Raw genomic sequence first — 23,425 nt, forward strand, 5'->3', positions numbered from 1 at the left:
TGGAGGGTCTTATGGCCACTTTGTTACAGCTTGTCCTGACTACGATACAGATTGGAGCTGTCTATGTATTGTTTGCGCTGGGGCTGACATTGATTTTCGGTGTATTGAAAATTGTTAACTTTGCGCATGGTCAATTCTTTACTTTGTCGGCACTGATTGTGGCAGTTGCTATTCCTTGGCTTACGGGTCATGGTTATTCTTTGTCGGTCGCCTATATCACGGGATTGATGGCGGGTGTTTTATTAGCGACGCTGCTAGGAGCCGTTATCTACCAACTTGGATTCAGGTACTTTCAGCGGGACATGATGGGTTCATTCATATTGTCCGCCGGACTTGTATTGCTGTTCGAAGGCATTTACCTGGATGTATTCGGTGGTGCAGTGCGCTCGGTACCGGCATTGATCGACGGCGCTGTCAGTTTTCTGGGTGTGCGTTTAAGTGCCCAACGATTGCTGATTTGCGTCATCGCGGTGCTACTGACTGCAGGATTGACTTGGGTCTTGGCCAAAACCAAGTTCGGGAATGCATTGCGGGCGGTGTCTATCGATCATGAAGCCGCCATGCTCCAGGGTATTCCTTACAAGTCCATTGCGTTTCGCGGCTTTGTGTTTGCCACATTGATCGGCGCCATCGCTGGTGCTTTGGTGGCGCCGATTTCTTCGGTCTCGCCGACCTTCGGTGACAGCTTTTTGGTGAAGGGTTTCATTGCAGTGATCGTCGGTGGCCTGGGCAGTGTGCCGGGCGCAATCATCGGCAGCCTGCTGATTGCCTTCATCGAAGCCTTTGGTGGGTTCTATTTCGATCCGTCGAGTTCAAGCCTGGCGATTTTCGTTCTGGTTATGCTCGTGTTGTTGGTTCGTCCTAAAGGGTTGCTCGGTCATGGATAAATTCAAAATGTCGGCGTGCACCCTGGCCGTGATCGCTATCAGTGTGCTCAGCCTCTTCGTCGGTGGCGGCTACACCGCCAAGCTACTCACCTGGATCGCAATTGCCGGTTTAGTTGCGTCGAGCTTTCGGTTCGTCCTGCTGATTGGTGAACTGAACTTCGCCACGGCTGCGTTCGTTGGTATCGGTGCCTACAGTGCCGGTGTCGCTGCAACAGTGCTTGAGTTGCCGTTTCCGGTTGCTTTGCTAAGCGGTGGGTTAATCGCTTGCGTGGTCAGTCTTGTGTTCGGATTCATCACGCTTAGAACCAGTGGGCCGTACTTCCTGTTGATCGGTTTTGCTTTCACTGAAGTGATGCGAATCATCTACACCCAGGTGGACTGGCTGGGAGGCAATTCGGGATTAATCGGAATCTTTGTTCCCGAGCGTCTGGAAGCCTTTTTGCCGGCGTTCGTGGTGATGGTCTGCGCGGTGCTGATTGCCGGGATGTATTTGATCGAGCGCTCCAACCTGGGTCGTGTATTTACGGCTATTAAAGATAACGAAAACGTGGCGAAGTCCGTCGGTGTTCGTGTGCATCTGAACAAGATCCTGTGCTTCGCCATAGCCTCTTTTGCCGCCGGTATAGCCGGTTCGCTACACGCTTACACCAACAACGTCATCAGTCCGGCAGACTTTGGTTTCCTGCTGTCAACTTTTGCTTTGGCGTACCTCAAAGTGGGGGGAGAGGACTACACGCTTGGGCCGATTTTCGGGGCCGCCTTGTTGGTGTTGCTCAATGCCGTGGCATTGGAGTTTGGTGGTAGTGAACACATCTTCTACGGTGCCGCGATCGTGATCTGCATGTTGCTATTTCCAAAGGGGCTTCTGGGGCTGGCAGGAAAATGGGTCAAAGCTCGTGGAGCTGATCCGGTCGTCAAACCCGTCGTACGGAGGGCTGAGCAATGAACAGCACGGTTAATCCGATTCTCTCCACCCGGGAACTGACCCGTTCATTTGGCGGTGTTGTCGCGGTGTCCAGCTTGAACCTGGAAATTCATGCCAATGAAATACTTGGTTTGATCGGCCCTAATGGCGCCGGGAAAAGCACAACGTTCAACTTGATCAGCGGCTTCTATAAACCTACCAGTGGCGTGCTGAACATTGATGGTGTTGATGTTACCGGTATGGCCCCAGAGTCCATCAGCCGGCTGGGAATTGCTCGCACATTCCAGCACGGCAGTCTGATGCCCAGCATGACCGTGCTCGATAACATTCTGATCGGCGCTATTGGCTCCTTATCGCGTGCGTCGGCCAAGCTCAGACTGCAACGCGCTCAGGAAACCGCCGAGTTACTGGGTTTGCAAGATCGCCTGACTGACATCGCCGGGTCGTTACCGCACGGATTGCAGCGCTTGGTCAGTATTGCAATCGCCTTTGCAACACGTCCTCGCTTGCTTTGCCTGGACGAGCCGTTGACCGGATTGAATCAGACAGAGGTGGGCGCGACCCTCGAGATTTTCCGGCGTATTCGCCACGAGTTCGGCAGCACCATTTTGTTGGTAGAACACAATATGAAAGCAGTGATGCAGGTCTGCGATCGGATCGTGGTGCTGCACCATGGGCAAAAACTTGCCAGCGGATCTCCCAGCCAAATCCGTCAAGACACTCGGGTGATTTCTGCCTATTTGGGAGGTGTGCAATGAGCCGCAGTCCCTACGCCCTCGACGTGCAGGGGCTCAACGCCAGTTATGCGCGTGTCCCAGCATTGCGCGGGGTCAACATGACGGTCGCCAAAGGCCAAGTTGTGACACTGATCGGCGCCAATGGTGCAGGCAAATCCACCCTGCTCAAATGCATTAGTGGTCTGCTGAAGAGTAGCGCGGGCAGCGTCCGTTTCGATGATTGCGACGTGACTCACTTGCAACCGGACGCGCTATTACGCAAAGGGCTGAGTTTAGTTCCCGAAGGTCGACGCTTATTCGGGAGCATGACTGTGCAGGAAAACCTGCTACTTGGGGCATACAGTCGTGAACTAAAGAGTGCGGTTGCGACTGATTTTGAGCGTTGTCTTGAGTTCTTTCCGGACCTCAAAACCCGCTTAAATGACCAGGCAGGGTCGCTCAGCGGTGGGCAACAGCAAATGGTTGCGGTCGGGCGCGCACTGATGAGCAGTCCGCGTTTGTTGCTGCTCGACGAGCCTACTATCGGCCTGGCACCTGCGATCGTGGAACAAATTGCCCAAGTCATTGCAAAGATCCGCAACACCGGAGTTGATGTCTTGCTGGTGGAGCAGAACGCTGAGACGGCTCTACAGATCGCCGACTACGCCTATGTAATGGAGGGTGGCGAAATTGTGTTTCACGGTGCTGCTGCAGAAATTGCAAAAAACGAAGAAGTACAACGCGCTTATATGGGAATGTGAGTATGCCCGTGAGAGCTGCGACAGACCCTTTGGTTTCGTCTGGATACGTACTGGGATTTCAAATGAAAGAAGCTCTTGATTGTGTTTGGCAGCCTACCGTCGACGATATCGCTTCATCCAACGTGACGGCGCTGATGCGTAGATTCGGTATCGCGAACTACGATGATTATTACGCCTATTCCATCCAATACCCTGAGGCCTATTGGCGTGAGGTCGTGGATTTTTGTGCGATTTCCTGGCACACGCCATTCGATGCCTACATCGATGAGTCCGCGGGACCAGAGTTTCCCAAGTGGTTCCCTGGTGGTCGACTCAATTGGGTCCAGACAATCATCGACAAGGCTCATGCCCCCGAGTTGGCCCAGCGCGATGCTGTGATCTCAGAGCGCGAAACCGGTGATGCGACACGCATCAGCCACGCCACTCTGGCTAGTCACGTCCAGGCATTCGCTTCAGGACTGGCGTTGCAGGGTGTTCAGCGGGGTGACCGGATCGGCCTGTTGATGGCTAACGGCATCGAAGCGACCGTGTCGCTGCTGGCGATTGCTTACCTGGGCGCCATTGCCGTGCCGTTATTCAGCGGTTTTGGCGTCGATGCAATCAAATCACGTTTGTCGTCCTGTTCGGCAACGATGCTGATTGCCAGTGCCGGTTTCCATCGTCGTGGTAAATGGGTGGACATCCTGGCGTCGATTCGCGAGGCCCGCGCCTCACTGCCAACGCTGAAAAGCCTTATCGTCGAATACGGCAAACCGACTGAAGAAATAGAGGACGCGCTGAACTGGGCGTCTATTCTGGAGTCCGGCCTGCATCGTGAACAGCCGGCTTGCATCATGGAGCCCAACGATCCTTTCATGATCGTCTACACCTCGGGTACCACGGGTAAACCCAAGGGAACCGTACACACCCATGGGGGCTTTCCACTCAAAATCGCTCATGACTCTGCCGTGCATTTCAATGTCAAAGAAGGTGATGTGTTCTGCTGGCCGGCGGACATGGGCTGGATCGCCGGCTCGCTGGTTTTATGCAGCGCGTTGATGCGTGGCGCAACCCTCGTCTGCTACGACGGCGCCCCAGACTTTCCGGACTGGTCGCGCATGGCCCGCCTGATAGAGCGCCATCGGGTGACCCATTTCGGTTCAGCTCCTACGCTGATCCGCGGCCTGGCCGCCAACGAAGACGTCGCCGTGCAAGGTGACTTGTCATCCCTGCGATTGTTAATCACGGCGGGAGAGGGCATTGATCCTGAGCACTTCAGCTGGTTCCAGAAAAACTTTGGAAACGGCTCCTGCCCATTGATCAACTACACCGGTGGCACCGAAGTCTCAGGGGCGCTGCTTTCCAGTGTTGTGGTCAAACCGATCAGCCCGGCCGGTTTCAATACAGCTTCACCGGGTGTGAATGTCGACATCGTCGATGGGCAGGGCCTGGCGATCGAAGACAGCGTCGGTGAATTGGTCATCCGTCGCCCATTCGTGGGTATGACTCAGTCATTCTGGCAGGACGACGAGCGTTACCTCGAAGCGTACTGGCGCACGATCCCGGGTCTTTGGGTTCATGGCGACTTGGCGATGCGCAAGGGCAGCACCCGTTACATGCTAGGCCGCTCTGATGACACCATCAAGCTTGCGGGTAAGCGCGTGGGGCCAGCAGAAGTGGAAGAGGTTTTGCTGGAGCTGCCGCAAGTCAACGAAGCTGCTGCGATCGGCATTGATGACGCAAGCAAAGGTCAGAAACTGGTGGTGTTTCTCGTCACCGCCGTTGGTGCTGATAACGATCTTGTCGCTTTGAGTCAACATGTCTGCAGCCATGTTGAATTGCGCATGGGCAAACCGTTCAAGCCTGGCGCAGTACACGTTGTCAAACAACTGCCCAAGACCCGCAGTTCGAAAGTTATGCGCCGATTGATCCGTAACATCTACAGCGGATTGCCCCTGGGAGATATCTCGTCGCTCGACAATCCGGGCGCGCTGGACGGCATTCAGCAGATCGCTGCGAATCTCCCCTGACCGTGAAGCATCACACTCAAGAGACAGATCATGGAACTTGGTTTGAAAGGCAAAAAGGTACTCATCACAGGTGCCTCCCAAGGAATTGGTGAAGGCTTGGCGCTGGCGTTCGCTGCTGAAGGTTGCGAACTCAAATTGGTCGCACGTAACGCCGAGCGTTTGAAGACCATCGCCCAGCGGATGCAGGACGAGTACGGGGTATGCGTACATACATTGGCTATCGACTTGTGCGCACCGCAAGCCATCGAGGAGGTTGCCGAGTTTGCGGCCGACATCGATGTACTGGTCAACAACGCCGGAAGCATTCCAGGGGGAAATCTCTGGGAAGTCGATGAGGCTCGCTGGCGACAGGGATGGGAGCTGAAAGTGTTTGGCTACATCAATCTGACTCGCCTGGTGTATGCCGCCATGAAGGCGCGTGGGGGCGGTGTGATTTTGAACAACATTGGCAACGGCGGCGAAAACTTCGACTTCGACTACATTGCCGGCACTACCGGTAACGCGGCATTGATGGCTTTTAGCAAGGCGCTAGGTGGCAAGAGCCTCAACGATGGCATTCGAGTGGTGGGGGTCAACCCTGGCCCGGTCGATACCGATCGCATCAACAAGGTACTCAAGACTCGGGCGGAAAAGCTGTTCAACGACGCCTCACGATTTACCGATTTGTTGGACGGTTATCCGTTGGGTCGTGCTGCCACTGTGGCGGAAATTGCCGATCTGTTGGTTTTTTTGGCCTCGGCGAAATCCGGATACACCAGCGGTACGATTTTCACCGTCGATGCGGGCATTACGTCCAGGCGGTCGATCAGTTGAGCTCGTCGCCATAGCGAGGAGCCGGACATGAATAGCAAGGAACTGAGTCATGACTGATATTGATGTTTATACCAAGTACCAACGCCTGGCATTCGATCGTCCGGCCCCCGGGGTATTGCGTATTACCCTCAATCGTCCGGAAAAGTTGAATGCACTGGATGCTTTGGGGCATACCGAACTGACACGGGTCTGGCGTGATGCCGATGAGGACGAAAGTGTCAGCGCGATTATTCTGTGCGGCGCCGGCAAGTCTTTTTCAGCTGGCGGTGATTTTCAGATGGTCGAAGACATGATCGATTCATTCGAGGTTCGCTGCCGCGTATGGCGCGAGGCCAAGGATCTTGTCTACAACATCATCAATTGCTCTAAACCCGTGGTCTCTGCCATCCACGGTGCCGCTGTCGGGGCGGGCCTTGTGGCGGCCCTGCTGGCCGATATTTCGATTGCTAGCAAAACCGCGAAACTGGTTGATGGGCACACACGCCTGGGTGTGGCAGCAGGCGACCACGCGGCAATTATCTGGCCATTGCTGTGCAGCATGGCCAAAGCCAAATATCACTTGTTGCTATGCGAGCCGGTCAATGGTGAAAAAGCTGAGCAACTGGGGCTGGTGTCATTGAGCGTCGACGAGGCTGAATTGCAGGAAAAGGCCCTGGCGGTAGCAATCCGTTTGGCTGAGGGCGCGCCATCGGCGATCCGCTGGACCAAATATGCACTCAACAACTGGCTGCGTAGCGCGGGTCCGATTTTTGATACTTCGCTTGCGTTGGAGATCCTTGGCTTTTCAGGACCTGAGGTGCGTGAAGGGCTCGATGCCCATCTGGAAAAGCGCACGCCGAAATTCCCGCCAACGTCTCCCGTTTAAGAGCGAAACCGGCCATGGACAATACTCCCGTCTCACTCAATCACCCGCCGTCGCGACTTGAGCTCGGTAGCGACGTGCATTCCGAGCGAACATCCTCGCGATCGGGAGTCGTGGTACCACTGATGCGAGCTCTGGAAGTGCTGTCGGCGTTTACGGCTCACGAACCTTGGTTAGGAAATCAGGACATTTGTAACCGTACAGGCCTGCCTGCGCCGACGACGACCCGTTTTTTGAAGACCCTCACCGCCCTGGGCTACCTGAGTTATTCGGCCCAGCGTCGTAAGTATCAGTTGGCCGCAGCGGTGTTATCGCTGGGTTATGCGGCGACCGCGCATTCGGATATCCAGCGGCTGGTGCGTGGCGAAATGATCAAGTTTGCCAACACTAACAAAATCAGTGTCGTGCTAGGCATGCGTGATCGTCTGGATCTGGTGGTACTGGACAACTGTCCATGGGATGGCGGTAAACGCCACAACAGTTTGAGTGTCGGCTCCCGAATGAGTCTGGTTTCATCGCAGTTGGGATTTGCCTTGCTGGCGGCATTACCGTCGTTGGAGCGCACCTATCTGCTGGAAAACATCGAGCGTCGCATGCCTGAGGAATGGTCCGGTACAGAGCCGAAACTCAGCGATGCCATCCAGCAGATCCGGGTGCAGGGATTTTATCGGGCACAAAGTTTGGTGGAGCCGGATTTGAGCATTGTTTGCGCTCCGTTGACCATTACCGATCGGGCTCCTTTCGTGCTGGCATGCTTCGGTTCGTTGGTCAGTATGAATAAGGCGCGGGTTTCTAGGGAATTGGGGCCAAAGCTGGCCTCGTTGGCCAACCACCTGAAACAGTCCTTCAAGTGAGAAGTGTCATGGAGATGGATTCGGATGACGATAATGCCAAAACCATGTTGACGGTCAGTCGGGGACTGCAGGTGTTGCGCACTTTCCGCGGTGAGCGCGCCGCCCTGTCCAATGCACAAATAGTCATGCGTTCGGGTTTGCCAAAGTCGACAGTATCCAGGCTGACCTCGACGTTGATCCGAAGTGGATTTCTACGGCATGTGGCAGGTGGAAGGCAGTTTGAACTCGCATCTGGCTCCTTGGGTATTGGCCATGCATTTGTCGAATCCAGCCCCCTTGTTCAGTTGGCCCAGCCTTTTATGCAGCAATTGGCTGATGAGCTGAACGTATCGGTCGCACTCGCCACCGGCAATCAACTGGACATGCTGTACGTGGCTTACTGCTCCGGAAAACATATCGCCACGTTGCGCTTGGGTATTGGCTCGCTGTTACCAATGGCCAGTACCGCGATTGGCCGGGCTTACTTGTGGGGACTGCCTGATGATCAACAGACCGAACTGCTTGCCGCGTTACAAGCAGAGGTTGGTAGCGAGGCCAGCGCCATGCAGGCAGGCATCGACAAAAGTTTCACTGAATTGGCCAGTACCGGAACCTGTTTTGTACGTGGCGGTTACCAGCGCGATGCGTTCGGCATCGCCCTGCCTGTAAAGGTAGGAATCGAACGCAAGGTGATGGGGTTCAGTTGCGGAGCGGTCGATATCGGGTCGAGCCTAGTTTCGGTGCGCAAGCGTATTGAGCCGGCATTGAAGGATGCAGCGCCTCGGCTTGAGCAACTTCTCGCATCCATCGAAGGCACCCCTTGATCAAGGCGTGGCGACATACATCGGTAACGTTAACGATTGATTTTTCAGGTAAGGAAAGTGCTCATGTCGAAAGTTCTAGAGGGTATTAGAGTCCTCGATTTTGGTCGTTACATTGCTGGGCCATTTTGTGGCGCATTGTTGGCTGATCTAGGGGCCGATGTGATCCGCATAGATCGGGTCGGTGGAAGTGAAGACCGTTTCGTCATGCCGGTGACGCCCGGCGGTGATGGCGCGCTGTTCTTGCAGGTCAATCGCAACAAGCGGTCGATCACCCTGGACATTGACAGTCCTGAAGGCAAAGTCATTGTCCGGCGTTTGGTCCTGACGGCTGACGTGGTGATTGCGAATATGCCGGCTCAGACGTTGGCAAAACTGGGTCTGGACTATGAGTCGTTGCGTGAGCTGAAAGCTGACATTGTCCTGGTTGCGCCGTCAGCGTTCGGTGGTAGCGATGCGATGAACGAGCGCCTGGGTTTTGATGGCGTCGGCCAAGCCATGAGCGGGGGAGTGCATGTTTCCGGGTTCGCGGGGCAGCCGATGAAGGCAATGGTGCCCGTAGTGGATTTCGCCACTGCACTGGCTTGCGCAATGGGTGTTTTGGCCGCGCTGTACGAGCGTAAAAGCAGTGGACTGGGACAAAAAGTAGATGCATCGCTGCTGCAAACGGCGTTGAATTTTTCGAGTGGTTTGCTGATAGAAGAAGCTTTACTCGGCTCGAACCGTCAGGCCACTGGAAATCGCAGTCCGATTGCCGGGCCATCGGATATCTTCCAGGTGACCGACGGGTGGATCATTGTGCAAGTCATTGGTACTGGGATGTTCAAGCGCTGGGCCCACCTGATAGGTGCGCCTGAGTTGGTGGATGATCCGCGCTTGGCCAGTGATCAAAGTCGCGGCGAGCATGGCCAACTGCTGTCTGCACGTATGGCCAAATGGTGCGAAGGGCGTTCGCAGCAACAGGCCTTATCGGCACTTGAAGGAGCAAAGATTCCGGCAGGTCCAGTGCATTCTCCGCAAGAGGTGCTTGAGGATAAAGAAATTGCCGATACGGGCGCGTTCGAATGGATCGATTATCCCGGACTTGCGACTCCAGCCCCCATTGTGCGGGCGCCGATGAACTTGTCTCGCACACCATTGGAAGTTAATCGTCGGGCACCAACGGTCGGTGAGCACACCGAGCAGATTCTCTACGAAGTGGGTTACAACGCTGTCCAGCTGGATCGACTGCGTGAGCTGAGCATTATTTAAGATTCGCTTGTTGGTTGAGTGATCTTTGGATTCATTCAGTTGTTTGAAACGCTAATGGAAGGTTGATCGAATTGAGGCTGTTGTCTCGATAGCGCGTGAGAGTGGGTGTCTGTTAAATTTGAGGATAATAATAAAATGAATAGTACAACACGCAGTGCAAAACGCTCGTTGGTAGTAAGTGTTGGCGTGGTAGGGCAATTGTTAAGTGTTTGTGCACTTGCCGACTTCTTGGGTGATAGTAAGGCTAACCTTGGAGTTCGAAACTTCTACTTCAATAACGACAATCGAGACGGACATGCAGCGCCTTCCAAAACCGAAGAGTGGGGCCAAGGTTTCGTGCTTGACTACAAGTCAGGTTTTACTGATGGCACCGTTGGTTTCGGCGTAGATGCGCTTGGGCTGGTAGGGATTACTCTGGACAGCGGCGGTGGACGTCATGTTGGCAGCACGATGATTCCTTCTAACGGCGATTCGGCTGCCGATTCCTGGAGTCGCCTTGGATTGACCGCCAAGACACGCTTCAAAAAAACTGAAGCCCGGGTTGGCACACTCCTTCCGAAGTTGCCGATTCTGGTCGCCAATGATGGTAGGTTGCTGCCGCAAACGTTCCAAGGGGGGATGATCACCTCCAACGATTTCGACAGGCTGACTCTGGTCGCTGGCAAGATCGAGCAGGCCACCGGTCGTGGGTCGAGCGACCGCACGGGGCTGGCAGTGACTGGCGGGCAGCAGGAAAGTAACGGTTTTTACTTTGCTGGCACCGACTTCAAAGCCACGCCCCAGCTGACTTTGCAGTACTACTACGCGACGCTGGAGGATTACTACAAGCAACACTTCACCGGCTTGGTGCATGTGTTACCGTTGGGCGAAGGGCAGTCGTTCAAGACCGATCTTAGATACTTCAAGACCGACTCCGATGGCGCCAACAGCTCCGGAAAGCCCGGTTATCAAGTTTCGGGTTACACCCGTAATGGTACGGGAGAAATCGACAACGACACTTGGAGTGCGGCGTTTACCTATACCACAGGGGGGCATAGCCTGATGGCGGGTTATCAACGCGTCTCTGACAACAGTGCATTCGTGCAATTGAACCAAGGTAGTCTGGCCGGTGATGTTGGGGCCGGTGGCGCGAGTCTTTGGCTGCTGACGGACCGTTTGGCGACCACCTTTACGCGCGCTGGCGAGGACACCAGGTTCGCACAATACTCTTATAACTTTGCAGCGCTAGGAGTTCCCGGCTTGAGGGCGTCAGTCATGTACTTGAATGGCGACAATATCAAAGTTGCCAACGGCAGTCGCCAAAAGGAATGGGAACGAGACACTGCATTGGATTACGTCATCCAAAGTGGAATGTTCAAAGGTGTTGGGCTGGGTTGGTATAACGCAATGTTGCGAAGTGATGCGGTGCGCAACCAGGACCAAAATCGTTTAGTCGTGAACTATACAATTCCATTGTTGTAGAGGCGTGCTGGCAGTCAATTTTCAGAGCACGGAACAATATAGCCCTTACTGTCGACTTTGACTGCCATTCACGGTATTTCTGCCGATAAATATATTTCTGCATCTCAGTGCGATCTTGGTTTCCGACTGGCAACTAGATGTGCACTAATAAAAAATATAACTGGAGATCGATAGTGGAAATTAAAGCAATCGGCCTGGTTTTGATGCTCGTGGCTACAAACTCAAGTCAGGTATTCGCCACTCAATCAACCCAGTCGTACGGTACCTCAGATGCTGTCGACTGGGTCAACACTGCGGGCACTCCCGACGAACAACGCTATAGCACTTTGCAGGAGGTGAATGAACACAACGTTGCGGAATTAGGGCTTGCCTGGTCTTTCAAAGTTGACGATGACCGAGGCATGGAAGCTACCCCCGTGGTAGTGGATGGCGTGATGTACATCTCCGGGCCTTTCAGCTTTGTGTATGCCTTGGACTCCATTCGAGGAACGCTGATCTGGAAATACGATCCCAAGATCGATCGTGGTCAAGTAAATCGCACCTGCTGCGACGCCGTTAACCGTGGTGTGGTGGTATCCAAGGGCAAGGTGTTCGTGGGCGCTCTTGATGGTCGATTGATTGCCCTGGATGCGAAGACTGGCGAGGTGAAGTGGAGCACCGACACCTTCACCGACCATGGCCGCAGTTATGCGATCACTGGGGCGCCGCGACTGGCGGCAGGCAAGGTGGTCATCGGCAACGGTGGCGCCGAGTTTGGGGTTCGGGGCTACGTTTCGGCGTATGACGAAGACACCGGTACACTGGCCTGGCGCTTCTTCACTGTTCCCGGTGATGAGCCCGTCAAACCCGGTGACAAGGCGATGGAAATCGCCAAACCCACTTGGTTTGGTGACCGCTACGGGCGGTTTGGAGGAGGAGGGACAGCCTGGGACGCAATGGCTTATGACCCTCAATTGAATCTGCTGTACATCGGTGTCGGCAACGGCTCTCCCCATAGCCGCAAGTTGCGCAGTGCTGGCAAGGGCGACAATTTATTCTTGTCGTCCATCGTCGCAGTGAATGCATCGACCGGCAAGTATGTCTGGCACTTTCAGACGACCCCCGGAGAAGAATGGGACTTCACGGCCACACAGAGTCTGATTCTGGCCGATCTGGAAATCGCTGGAAAATTGCGCCAGGTGATCATGCAGGCGCCGAAAAACGGTTTCTTCTACGTGATTGACCGTCGCACCGGGCAGTTCATTTCGGGCAAGAATTTCGTGCCGGTTAACTGGGCCAAGGGTTTGGACCCCAAGACCGGGCGCCCAATCATTGACGCCGCCACTGCGCGCTATGACGACGGCAAGTTGAAGCTAGTGACGCCCGGAATTTATGGCGGGCACAGTTGGCACCCAATGTCGTTCGATCCCAAAAACGGCCTCGTGTACATCCCGGCCATGATTAACGCCTGGTACTTCCAGCAACTGCCTGATACGCCGTATCCGGAGGCTGGCGATTTTGGCGCTTATAACTTTGGCTATCTGGGCGCTGCAGGCGTGCCTCCCAAACCGGGCGCACCTGCGCCCAAAGCCAGTGACATTCCGAACCTGGCACTGGCTGCCGATGAAGCTCGTTTACGCAAAAGCTGGATTGGCCGCTTGATTGCGTGGGACCCGGTCAAGCAGAAAGAGGTATGGGGTCACGACTACATCACCATGTACAACGGCGGCACGCTCGCGACCGCAGGCAACCTGGTGTTTCAGGGCACTGCAGACGGCCGGTTTGTTGCTTACCGGGCGAATGATGGCCAGTCACTCTGGGAGACTCCGGCTAACACCGGCGTTATGGCCGGGCCGATGACCTACAAGGTGAATGGCGAGCAATACGTCGCCGTCGCGGCTGGTTGGGGTGGCGCGTTTCCGTTGTTTTCCGGGGTAATTTCCAATATCGCCGGGGTTAAGGCCGATGCACGAATCCTCGTGTACAAACTGGGAGGTAGCGCGCAATTGCCAGCCAGGAAAATCGCGCAGAACGTGCAGGTAACGCCGTTGCTTACCTCGATCGATCCGAAAAAGGTTGAACGGGGCCACACCGAATTCGCGATCCATTGTTCGGCCTGTCACGGTCTGGAGGCTGTCAGCGGTGGCATCGTGCCAGATCTGCGGATGCTCAGTGCCAGCAAGGTGGAAAACTTCCACGTCATTCTCAAGGGCGCCCTTGCGCCACTGGGCATGCCGAATTTCACCGGCAAGCTGAACGACGAACAGATGGATGAAATTCTCAACTACCTGGCTCAGCGCAACGCCGACTTGCGGGGGATGCAGGACAAGGTTAGTGCCCGACAAAGTAATCCATAAAGACGGTCGATGACCGACTTGGCGAACCACAGGAGGATGTATGTCTTTTGCAAGTAAGTTGCTGATCAACGGACAGTTGATTGCTGGTGATCGAACCATTGAAGTGTTGGACCCGGCGACCTGGGACGTTATTGCCGTCGTGGCCTGTGCCTCCGAAAAACAGGCGCAAGCTGCAGTGGCGGCAGCGAAGGCGGCTCAACCCGCCTGGGAAGCACTGGGGTGGGAGGCACGTAAGACGTTGTTGCTGACTTACGCCGATGCGATCCGGGAGCGTTCGCAGGAATTAGTTGAGGTGATGGTACGTGAGCAGGGCAAACCACTGGTTGAGGCTCAAGGCGAGGTGTATTACACCGAAGCCTTTGTTCGTCACTTTGCCAACTTGACGTTGCCGGTGTCGGTCATTCAAGACGACGCCAGCGGCAAGATCGAAGTCGGTCATAGTGCACTGGGGGTGGTGGTTGGAATCAGTCCCTGGAATTTCCCGGCACTAGTGCCGATTGCCAAACTGGCTCCTGCGCTTTTGTGCGGAAACACCGTCGTGCTCAAACCAGCACCGAGCACACCGATTTGCACGTTGCTTTTAGCCGAAATTGCCCAACCCATTTTTCCGGCCGGCGTTGTCAACGTGGTGAGTGATCAGAATGACCTTGGAACCTTCCTGACCGGGCACCCCGACGTGGCCAAAGTGACCTTTACGGGGTCTACTGCCACCGGCCGCAAAATCATGACCAACAGTGCTGCCACGCTCAAGCGATTGACTTTGGAGCTGGGTGGCAACGATGCGGCTGTGGTATTGAGTGACGTCGATGTGGCTGCCACGGCGCAGAAGGTTTTTGATGCGTCCTTTTACAATGCCGGTCAGGCGTGCTTGGCGATCAAGCGAGTCTACGTCGAAGACTCGATCTACGATGCGTTCTGCGAAGCCATGGCGTCACTTGCTGAAAGCGCCGTTATCGGTAATGGACTGGACGTGGGGACTCAGATCGGACCCATGCAAAACGCTGCTCAATTTGAAAAAGCCCAGTATTTTATCGATGTGGCCAAGCGCGACGGCACCATTATCGCGGGCGGAACCGTTAGCGAGGGCCCTGGCTACTTCGTCAAGCCGACGATCGTGCGGGACATCACCGACGGCAGTGAATTGGTGGACCAGGAGCAGTTTTCCCCCGTGCTGCCTATCGTGCGGATTGTTGATGCGGAAGATGGACTTGCCAGGGCTAACTGCTCTCCTTACGGGTTGGGCGGGTCGGTGTGGTCTGCCGATGCAGAGCGTGCTCGGGCATTAGCGGCGCGCATGCAGTGCGGCACTGTCTGGATCAATCAGCACTTGAAATTCGGTCCGCACATTCCATTTGCTGGCGCCAAACAGTCGGGAATTGGTGTTGAGTGGGCCGATCTAGGATTAGCTGAGTTCACCCAGATAAAGGTAATTAACGAAGGCTACTGATATAGTTGTGATCTGCCAGGGGCATTAATGTTTCTGGCAGATTCCAGTAAGGTTCGATCCAGAAGTTTGCGTAAAAACTGGAGCAATACGGCATCGTTCCATGTGCTCAAGGCTTAGGTGCATCGATCTGCGCATAACATTGGAAATGACGATGTTATTTATAAGTCAGCGAGCCCCTGGAGTCCGTCGTCTTCTAGATAAGGTTAAGACTGGTTGTTAGATATTGATCGATTGCCAGCAGAGTTTCAAAAAGATCGGGAGATTTTAGATAAAAATAATAAGCCGACCATATTCTGGCCAGCTATTTTGGACACTATCGATCTCAATGTTTGCCGCTGAGGGACTGCAGTCCATGCTTGAAATGAACGTTGTGAGCTACTTAATGGATAGTTCGGTTTTCAACCAGTGAGAAGTAAGGGGTGTCATTAAGTTTTTTGTCCAGTCGACAAAAGCTCTCACGACTTGTGATGGATGATTGGATTGTGGATACATCACAGAGAGGGGGACAGATGGCCCATTCAGTTCTGCCAACACACGTATCAAACTCCCGTTTTGAAGGTGCGGTAAGACCATGTAGCTAGACGCTCGGATCAAACCCAGTCCCTTCAAGCCACATACAACATAAGCATCCGTGTCGTTGACAATCAGTTTTTCTAGGGGCCGGACAGTCTGATGCTGACCTTCCACAACGAAATCCCATCCCATTGTGCGGCCCGTTCTGCTCAGGAGATATCCAACGGCATAATGATTCTGGAGATCCTCTAAGGACATCGGTTCTCCCTGTTTTTCGAGATAGGAAGGGGATGCGCAAATTATCCAATTGAAACTGGCGATCTGCAGTGCAACCAAGCTGGTAGAGTCCTGAGGATTACCAGCTCTTATTACACAGTCTATCCCCTCCTGAACAAGGTCGATCGTTCTGTCACTCAGCGTCAGTGTCAACCCTATATCAGGGTATTTATTTTGAAAGTCGTCAATATTTGGCAAAATATATAGACGGGCTAAGGAAGGTGTGATGTCGACTCTCAGTTTGCCTTTAGGTCGCCCAGCCACAGTTTGAAATCCGGATTCGACTGTTTCTATGTCGGCGAGAATACGTCGACATTGTTGATAATACTGGTGGCCGTCTGTGGTCAGGCTCAGACGTCTTGTGGTGCGGTGCAGCAGTTGCACACCCAAGTAAGTCTCGAGTTCCTTTATCGTTCGGGTAATCGTCGACGCTGGAAGCGATAAGCTTTCAGCCGCTTTCCTGAAACTATTTACTTCTACTATTCGTGCAAATACATGCATAGCATGGAGCCGGTCCATACAGCCTCCCACATATCTAAAGTTTCAGTTTTTTACTGTTTTGTCGTGTAGCAGTTGCCACTGTAGTCGTTTGTCAAGCGGTGCAGTTCTTGTTATGAAGACGGGCGAATTCGGATTATGCCATATTTGCGAATAATCTAAACCAAAAACTGCCGATTATCTTCATCCTGATGTGTGCCAGTCTTTATCCAGCGGTAACGCTGTAAACCAATGGTTGGTCGGAGGCTGCCGAACTGACCCATCATCAGACGACATTTTGATCGGATACTCAAAAATGACTCAAATAAACACCTCGGAAACCATAAGCACCGCAGATGAGCTAAAAGTCCTGCATAGTTTAGTGCGAGAGTGGGTAGAAATCGGTTGGCGTCATGGCGAAAACGAACCGTTCAACTTTAAGGGTCGATTGGAGCGTTTCTACGATTGGACTTCCGCCGATACGCAATTCTTCGATAACTTTGATTCGCAGCGCCGTATCAACAAAACCGTTGCCGAGTACGCGGCCATCTGGGACATAGTGGTTCCCCAGATGAGAACGCTAACTAACAGGATGGTTGGTGAACCTAACACGCTCATCTCTGGTGACCTGGCGGTGATGGATGTACAGTTTGTGACCAGTTTTGAGACATCAGACGGTGTAACAGACCAAGCTAATACGCTCTCGAGCCTAGTTTGGCGTCGAACATTAGATAGTTGGCGCATTATTCGAGAGCATGGCACCGCTCTTGCTGTAGGGGGAGCCTAGCTATATAGGCATAAAGTCTATAGTTTTGCGAGCGCGTGGCAGATTGCCGAATGCCTATCAAAACTCCTGAGGCATAAATCACGCCTTTAACCCGTGTTCGTTCGGCATTCCAAGGATAAAATTCTTAATGGATGTCAATACTTCAAGTAAATTGCTCTAGGGGATTTTATGTCTAGCTATAATAATAGAGTTGATATTGAAAAAATGCTCGTAATCGGAGCAGGTCAACTCGGTATCGCGGTACTTCGCGCGCTGGCGCCAAAGGTAAAGTCGGCGACTACTCCGATTAGTGTCCTAGTCTCTCCCTCCTTCATTACAACCCCAAATGAGGTCGAGAAGCGCAGCTTTGCCGAGCTCGATACGCTCGGTGTGGTCCTTATTCCCTTTGACTTGTCAGAGACGACGGAAGACGAACTTGCGGTTCTGTTCGGGAAGTTTCATACGGTCGTTAATTGTACAGGTTTTGTTGTCGGACCTGGCACGCAACTGAAAGTCACTCGGGCAGTGCTAAAGGCCGGGGTGTCCCGGTATTTCCCATGGCAATTTGGTGTCGATTACGATCAAGTGGGCAAAGGTAGTGGTCAGCCCGTATTCGACGAGCAGTATGATGTTAGAACACTCTTACGCTCGCAAAAAGGTACCGAATGGGTGATTGTATCAACAGGAATGTTCACAAGCTTTCTCTTCGAGCCTGCATTCGATGTCGTGGATCTGGAAAAACTCACCGTTCATGCGCTGGGTAGTTGGGAAACCCGTGTCACCGTTACGACACCGGAGGATGTAGGTCGGCTTACAACGGCTATAATTCTTGAAGAACCTCGAATTATCAACGAAGTGGTTTTCGTCGCTGGGGACACTATTTCGTACGGCCAACTGGCTGATGTGGTTGAAAAAGTCATTGGTAAAAGCGTAGAGCGAATCGAGTGGTCTCTTGAAGAGCTAAGAGCGAGTCTGGTTCAGCAGCCGGAAGATGTCATGCTTCGCTATCGAACAGCATTTGCCGAAGGCACCGGAATGTGGTGGGAAAAATCAAAAACGTACAATCATCTGAAAGGTATCGGGACTATCGATGTTAAAGGCTGGCTGTCCAATCATGTAGCAGATAAGATCGCCACCAACTAGTAATACCCATAAATAATACCAAACTCTACTTGCGCCTATCGTAGTTGTTTATTCTTCAGTAAATTCCAAAGGAACATTGGCTGACTAGTGGAATATTTATGGACCTGGTTTCGAGATTCAAATCTATAGATGTGACAGCCGCCCTAGGCCATGTGTTGGTTTTAGGTGATTTTCGCTTCGTCTCTGAAGGCGGGCGTTGATGAGCATGATTGGCCATGGCGTTGCTACGCGGTTCGTTGCGCGCGGGGGTAGTGCGCTAGGTGACCATCAACTCAGGCGCGAGCTGGGTTAGCAGTTACGCTCTCGGCCCTTTGGCTTATTGCCACGCACGGTAAGCTAGAGGGCTGCGAGCGTTCTTTTTGGTTTATACCTGCATCCGGTCGTGGGGTTGGAAACACTGTCGGCTTGTGGGTGATCGAGGTCACTTCAAAAGCAAAAAAATCCTGGATTGCCACGATGCAGGTATCACCTCCTTTTTTTAAGCCCGTTGTCACCTCCATGTGTGGGGTGGTGGCGTCAGTGCGCTGAGGTAGCAGAATGGAATAACAGGCTACTCTATCTAAAATCTAGTTAGGGGTATCAGCCATGCGCACCACTGACAGCAAAAGCCAAGCTTGCCGCCGTATGCTGGTGCTGGTGCTGGTTGCGGAGGGGCAGACGTTCGTCATCACCTAAAAAGGTAAAGCGGCTAGCCGAATGCTTATCCAGTAGATGATCGAAGCAAGTTCGATGAGCAGTGATGAGAGAATGGTCCAGGGGTGTCATGCCGCATTCAGCTGGTTAAACGGGTTCAGGGAAGCAACGAATGGCGCAGTTCAACGATTGGTGTGATTGCACGGATAGCGCGGTGGGGAACCACTCCTGCAGGGTGTTGACTGAACAAGCGGCAAACCGCCAGACAGGGATCAACGCGACAGCGTCGATCATTCCAGGTCATTACGCTTCAGAGGAACGTGTTGCACGGGCGCTTGCACGTCTGGGTAAGCACGCCGCAGCTGACTTAATCGAAGGCAAGCTGCCGACGAGCAAGCAGATTCGCTCGGGTGACTTGGGTGAGATCTTCGCGACGGAATGGATCGACTCGCTGAGCGGAGGCTTCCGTGCGCTGATCAAGCGACTTCGCTGGAAGGATCACCGTAACATGGCGATGCGCGGCGACGATGTCATCGGGATACTGCAAGACCCCGCCACACAGCGCCTGCGCTTCCTTAAAACCGAAGCTAAAAGTCGTGTCACGCTTTCCAGACAGGTGCTTGATGAGGCCCGGGTAGGCTTGGATAAGGACGGTGGATTGCCTTCCGCTCATGCACTCGCTTTTGTTGCTGAACGCCTCTTAGAGACAGGCAATGAGGCACTGGCTGATGCCATCGATGATGCTCAACTTCTGCACGGCATCCAGCCACAGGAGGTTCAACATCTGCTGTTCACTTTTTCGGGTAATGCACCTGTAGGACTGCTCACCAGCGCTCTGCGAGACTATCCGGGTCACATCACGCAACAAGCCGTTGGCTTGCAGGTGCAAGAACACGCACTTTTTGTGGGTGCTGTCTATGATCGGGTGATCGCTAATGCCAACAACTGAAGCCATCGTCGCGAGCATAGCGGAAGCTGCGACCACCGGGTTCCGCGGTCGCCTTATTGCTCGTGGACAGGCTAGAGCGATCATCTGGCGCGACGGAGTGCTGCCGCCGGATGCTCCAGAGTTTGCAGCACAACTGAGTTACGACTTGCACTCCTATGGCTACTCCCTTCTTGGGTTGGGGCTGCGGCTCCGAGAGCTTCAAGGGGACTCGGCCCAAGCGCGGATTGCTTTCGAGCAAGCGGCAACCGCGCTGGAGGCGGTAATTGCCAGAGGTAATCCGGACGAGGTGGATCGCGACTTTCACTTTGTCATGGCCGCGGCGAGTTATCACTTAGCGCACCTGTCTGCGCGCTCTTATTCGTTGCTACAAATGGTCGTGAGTGGAGAGAACTTCACCCTAACAGAGCGTGCCCTTGTTCTGCTGATGCGCAGGGACTTTCAATCGCTGCGCGCGCAGGTATTCGACTATCGCGCAGCCGAGATCGGCAGCGATGCTGTCATTGCCGCAGGCATCCAGGCCCACTTGGATAGAATTGCCGCGGCGGGCGATTTACCCGGCGATGGCGATGACTTCCTCTTCGCAGGGCTGGACACCGCGTTAACGGATACCTTCATGGCTGCTATGGCCTTGTTCATATCAGCAATCGAGCGGGGCGAACAGGTACTGCTCCAGCATGCCCAGGAACGCTTTGCGACTGGACTCGCAATTTCTGCTGAGTTGAACATGCTGCCCCATTGGTGGGCGTATCGTGTCGCTAGCCACTTGGTAACCGACCTCTGGTCTAGTACGTTCCACGTTAACGTCCCACCTCAACCTGCCGGTGGCGAAGCGCAGGAGTGGGCCCAGTTACGCGAGCTATTCATCGCCGTGTTATTTCGGCGACCTCGTGCGGAGTTCGATCTCTGGCCCTCCCAAATCGAAGCAGCTAAGCGTGCCGCTGACGAAACCGATGACCTGGTGGTGTCGCTCCCTACCAGCGCCGGCAAGACGCGCATCGCCGAATTGTGCATTCTTCGGTGCTTGGCGGGCGGCAAGCGCGTGGTCTTTATCACTCCCCTGCGCGCGTTGTCAGCCCAGACTGAGGCCACCCTACAGAGGACGTTCGGTCCCCTTGGTAAAACCATCTCGGCACTTTACGGTAGCATCGGGGTCAGCGGCATTGACGAAGATTCGATTCGCGGCCGCAACATAATTGTTGCAACTCCAGAGAAAATCGACTTCGCGCTGCGTAATGACCCTGACATTCTCGACGACGTGGGGCTGTTGGTATTCGATGAAGGCCACATGATCGGCCTGAATGAACGCGAAGTACGTTATGAGGTGCAGATCCAGCGGTTGCTGCGCCGTCCTGACGCGGAACACAGGCGGATTGTGTGCCTTTCGGCAATCCTTCCCGATGGTGACCAACTGGAAGACTTTTCCAATTGGCTGCGTAAGGATCATCCAGGTGACGTGATTAAAAACGAATGGCGGCCGACCCGTCTTCGTTTCGGCGAGGTCATTTGGAGCTCCCCGCACTCTGCAGCGCGTCTCAATCTGCGAGTTGGAGATGAGCGACCGTGGGTGCAGCGATATCTGCTCGGGCTCGTTCCCCCCGATTGGGTGCGGCCAAAACGCCGACGGACGAAAATTTTTCCTTGCGATCAGCGTGAACTGTGCCTCGCCACGGCTTGGCGTCTGATTGAAGATGGCCAGACCGTGCTCATCTTCTGCCCACAACGCAGCAGTGTGGAACCTTACGCTGACGTAGTGGTTGATCTCCACGAACGCGGAGCGCTTCGCTCCCTGCTTGAGGTCGAGCCGGCACTACTTAACACCGCCATTGCGCTGGGCGAAGAGTGGCTTGGGGCTGACAGCGCCATTCTTAGATGCCTGCGAATTGGGGTCGCGCTGCACCATGGCGCACTGCCTACAGCCTACCGAAAGGAAGTTGAGCGTCTGCTTCGCGACGGAATCCTCAAGGTAACTATCTCTTCTCCAACCCTGGCGCAGGGTTTAAATCTGTCCGCGACAGCGGTGGTTATGCACTCGCTATACCGAGCTGGTGAGCGGATTGAGATTTCCGAGTTTAAGAACGTGATCGGGCGGGCAGGCCGAGCGTATGTCGATGTTGAGGGTGTGGTGCTGTTCCCCATATTTGACAAGGTAACGGCGCGGCGTCGCGCTTGGGAAGGGCTTATCAGCGATCTAGGGGCGCGTAACATGGAAAGCGGGCTGGTCCAGCTTGTCATTGCGCTGCTGAACCGCATGTGGAGACGTATCGGCGGCGACCTCAACCAGTTAGTTGAATACGTCACCAATAATGCGAGCGCATGGGATTTTCCGGTACTAGATGTGGAAAAACCCGAGGAAATAGAGGCCGCCCGGGCAGAATGGGAGCGGCATATCGCGACGCTCGACACAGCTGTTCTGAGCTTACTCGGCGAGTATGAAGTTGAGGACCATGATATCGAGTCAGCTCTTGATGATATTTTGCAATCTTCGCTGTGGCAGCGTCGATTGCTGCGGCGCATTGAGCCTGAGCAGCAAGCTTTGCAAGCTGGCCTCAAATCACGGGCGGAGCTTATTTGGGGACAAACAACTGTCACTCAGCGCCGGGGTTACTTCTTAGCGGGCATTGGCTTGACCACTGGCCAAACTCTTGATGCTTGGGCAGATACGCTCAATCCGCTGCTGGTTACGGCAAACGCTCAGATACTTCAGAATGACCGTGCGGCGGCGGTTGTTGCGCTCACCGCCATAGCCGAACACGTTTTCACCTTCTATCCCTTCAAGCCCGATGTACTGCCTGCTAATTGGCGGGACCTTCTTCGGAGATGGCTTCAAGGTGAAGCTCTGACCAGCGATACCCCTGACCAAGCCGCTGAAACCATGCGCTTCATTGAGAACGGCCTCGTTTATCGCTTGCCTTGGGCTATGGAGGCAATTCGCGTTAGGGCTCAGGCCAATGGCGATACGGTATTCTGTTTGGCAATGGATGATTTTGAGCTAAGCGTCGCAGTCGCTGCCGTCGAAACAGGTACGTTAAATCGCGCCGCTTCGCTGCTAATCCAAGCGGGATTTAGCTCTCGGTTGGCCGCAATCAAAGCAGTTACTGATACCAATGCAACCTTTGATAACAGCCAAGGGCTTCACCAATGGCTCCGTTCCGTAGGACTCGCTCTGTTCAGCCCCCTACCGAATTGGCCAACCCCCGAAACGAGACAGTTGTGGATTGAGTTCACCGAGAGCTTCGAGCCCCAAGAGCGTCAAGTTTGGGCTAATCGTAGCTACCGCGGTGGAGTGACTTGGCTGGATGTCCCACCACCTCATGGAACGCCTGTGCAGCTACATAGGTGGAATGGCCAGGTTCATGTACTCAGTGGTGACGGTAGCCCGCTCGGACGATTCGACTCCCTTATCAATATCGCGCATAAAGGTTTGCTGTCGGCCGAAGTCGGCCATGATGTTAGGGAGTTGACTATCAACTATTTGGGTCCCGAGGACTTGTAACTCTTCATGCTGTGCACCAGCACCGAAAACATGGCGCGCAGAGCTTGGAGAAG

General features: G+C 54.1%; 18 protein-coding genes. 17 read left to right on the forward strand and 1 reads right to left on the reverse strand.

Annotated elements, in window-relative coordinates:
- The first annotated feature begins 11 nt into the window (after window positions 1-11).
- The 13 genes from WHX55_RS13075 to WHX55_RS13135 all read left to right on the forward strand — a co-directional run bounded on the left by WHX55_RS13075 (window position 12) and on the right by WHX55_RS13135 (window position 15,122).
- The gene (locus WHX55_RS13075; RefSeq protein WP_353742816.1) at window positions 12-887 is read left to right on the forward strand and encodes a branched-chain amino acid ABC transporter permease; all 876 of its coding nucleotides are present in this window, start codon (window positions 12-14) and stop codon (window positions 885-887) included.
- A complete protein-coding gene (locus WHX55_RS13080) occupies window positions 880-1,833 on the forward strand; it encodes a branched-chain amino acid ABC transporter permease (RefSeq protein WP_353742817.1) in 954 nt (317 codons plus the stop codon). The genes WHX55_RS13075 and WHX55_RS13080 overlap by 8 nt, the downstream gene beginning before the upstream one ends.
- Complete coding sequence (locus tag WHX55_RS13085) at window positions 1,830-2,570, forward strand: ABC transporter ATP-binding protein (protein WP_353742818.1); 741 nt, start codon at window positions 1,830-1,832, stop codon at window positions 2,568-2,570. Before WHX55_RS13080 ends, WHX55_RS13085 begins: the two co-directional genes overlap by 4 nt.
- The gene (locus WHX55_RS13090; RefSeq protein WP_353742819.1) at window positions 2,567-3,289 is read left to right on the forward strand and encodes an ABC transporter ATP-binding protein; all 723 of its coding nucleotides are present in this window, start codon (window positions 2,567-2,569) and stop codon (window positions 3,287-3,289) included. Before WHX55_RS13085 ends, WHX55_RS13090 begins: the two co-directional genes overlap by 4 nt.
- Window positions 3,290-3,351: 62 nt before the next feature.
- Window positions 3,352-5,298, forward strand: coding sequence for an AMP-binding protein (locus tag WHX55_RS13095; RefSeq protein ID WP_353742820.1), 1,947 nt, complete (start codon window positions 3,352-3,354; stop codon window positions 5,296-5,298).
- Between the two features lie 30 nt (window positions 5,299-5,328).
- A complete protein-coding gene (locus WHX55_RS13100) occupies window positions 5,329-6,111 on the forward strand; it encodes an SDR family oxidoreductase (RefSeq protein WP_353742821.1) in 783 nt (260 codons plus the stop codon).
- Between the two features lie 49 nt (window positions 6,112-6,160).
- The gene (locus WHX55_RS13105; RefSeq protein WP_353742822.1) at window positions 6,161-6,976 is read left to right on the forward strand and encodes an enoyl-CoA hydratase/isomerase family protein; all 816 of its coding nucleotides are present in this window, start codon (window positions 6,161-6,163) and stop codon (window positions 6,974-6,976) included.
- Between the two features lie 122 nt (window positions 6,977-7,098).
- The gene (locus WHX55_RS13110) at window positions 7,099-7,827 is read left to right on the forward strand and encodes a helix-turn-helix domain-containing protein (RefSeq protein ID WP_353742823.1); all 729 of its coding nucleotides are present in this window, start codon (window positions 7,099-7,101) and stop codon (window positions 7,825-7,827) included.
- A gap of 8 nt (window positions 7,828-7,835) precedes the next feature.
- Window positions 7,836-8,630, forward strand: a complete 795-nt coding sequence (locus WHX55_RS13115; RefSeq protein ID WP_353742824.1) for a helix-turn-helix domain-containing protein — start codon at window positions 7,836-7,838, stop codon at window positions 8,628-8,630.
- Window positions 8,631-8,693: 63 nt separating this feature from the next.
- Window positions 8,694-9,878: a CoA transferase gene (locus WHX55_RS13120; RefSeq protein ID WP_353742825.1), complete on the forward strand. Its 1,185-nt coding sequence runs from the start codon at window positions 8,694-8,696 to the stop codon at window positions 9,876-9,878.
- Between the two features lie 135 nt (window positions 9,879-10,013).
- Window positions 10,014-11,339, forward strand: coding sequence for an OprD family porin (locus tag WHX55_RS13125; protein ID WP_353742826.1), 1,326 nt, complete (start codon window positions 10,014-10,016; stop codon window positions 11,337-11,339).
- 173 nt (window positions 11,340-11,512) lie between these two features.
- Window positions 11,513-13,675 carry a PQQ-dependent dehydrogenase, methanol/ethanol family gene (locus tag WHX55_RS13130; RefSeq protein ID WP_353742827.1) on the forward strand — a complete coding sequence of 721 codons (2,163 nt, stop codon included), beginning with the start codon at window positions 11,513-11,515 and terminating at the stop codon, window positions 13,673-13,675.
- A 40-nt stretch (window positions 13,676-13,715) separates the two neighbouring features.
- Complete coding sequence (locus WHX55_RS13135; protein WP_353742828.1) at window positions 13,716-15,122, forward strand: aldehyde dehydrogenase family protein; 1,407 nt, start codon at window positions 13,716-13,718, stop codon at window positions 15,120-15,122.
- Window positions 15,123-15,497: 375 nt separating this feature from the next.
- Here the strand turns inward: WHX55_RS13135 and WHX55_RS13140 are convergent, their stop codons facing one another.
- The gene (locus tag WHX55_RS13140; RefSeq protein WP_353742829.1) at window positions 15,498-16,430 is read right to left on the reverse strand and encodes a LysR substrate-binding domain-containing protein; all 933 of its coding nucleotides are present in this window, start codon (window positions 16,428-16,430) and stop codon (window positions 15,498-15,500) included.
- A gap of 274 nt (window positions 16,431-16,704) precedes the next feature.
- Between WHX55_RS13140 and WHX55_RS13145 the strand changes: the two genes are divergently transcribed.
- The 4 genes from WHX55_RS13145 (at window position 16,705) to WHX55_RS13160 (ending at window position 23,372) form a co-directional block, all read left to right on the forward strand.
- A complete protein-coding gene (locus tag WHX55_RS13145) occupies window positions 16,705-17,175 on the forward strand; it encodes a hypothetical protein (RefSeq protein ID WP_353742830.1) in 471 nt (156 codons plus the stop codon).
- 168 nt (window positions 17,176-17,343) lie between these two features.
- Window positions 17,344-18,297, forward strand: coding sequence for an aromatic alcohol reductase (locus WHX55_RS13150; RefSeq protein WP_353742831.1), 954 nt, complete (start codon window positions 17,344-17,346; stop codon window positions 18,295-18,297).
- Between the two features lie 805 nt (window positions 18,298-19,102).
- Window positions 19,103-19,879, forward strand: a complete 777-nt coding sequence (locus tag WHX55_RS13155; RefSeq protein ID WP_353742832.1) for a Hachiman antiphage defense system protein HamA — start codon at window positions 19,103-19,105, stop codon at window positions 19,877-19,879.
- 97 nt (window positions 19,880-19,976) lie between these two features.
- Window positions 19,977-23,372, forward strand: coding sequence for a DEAD/DEAH box helicase (locus WHX55_RS13160; protein WP_353742833.1), 3,396 nt, complete (start codon window positions 19,977-19,979; stop codon window positions 23,370-23,372).
- Window positions 23,373-23,425 lie beyond the last annotated feature (53 nt).

This window comes from Pseudomonas fluorescens (assembly GCF_040448305.1).
GTDB lineage: Bacteria > Pseudomonadota > Gammaproteobacteria > Pseudomonadales > Pseudomonadaceae > Aquipseudomonas > Aquipseudomonas fluorescens_BH.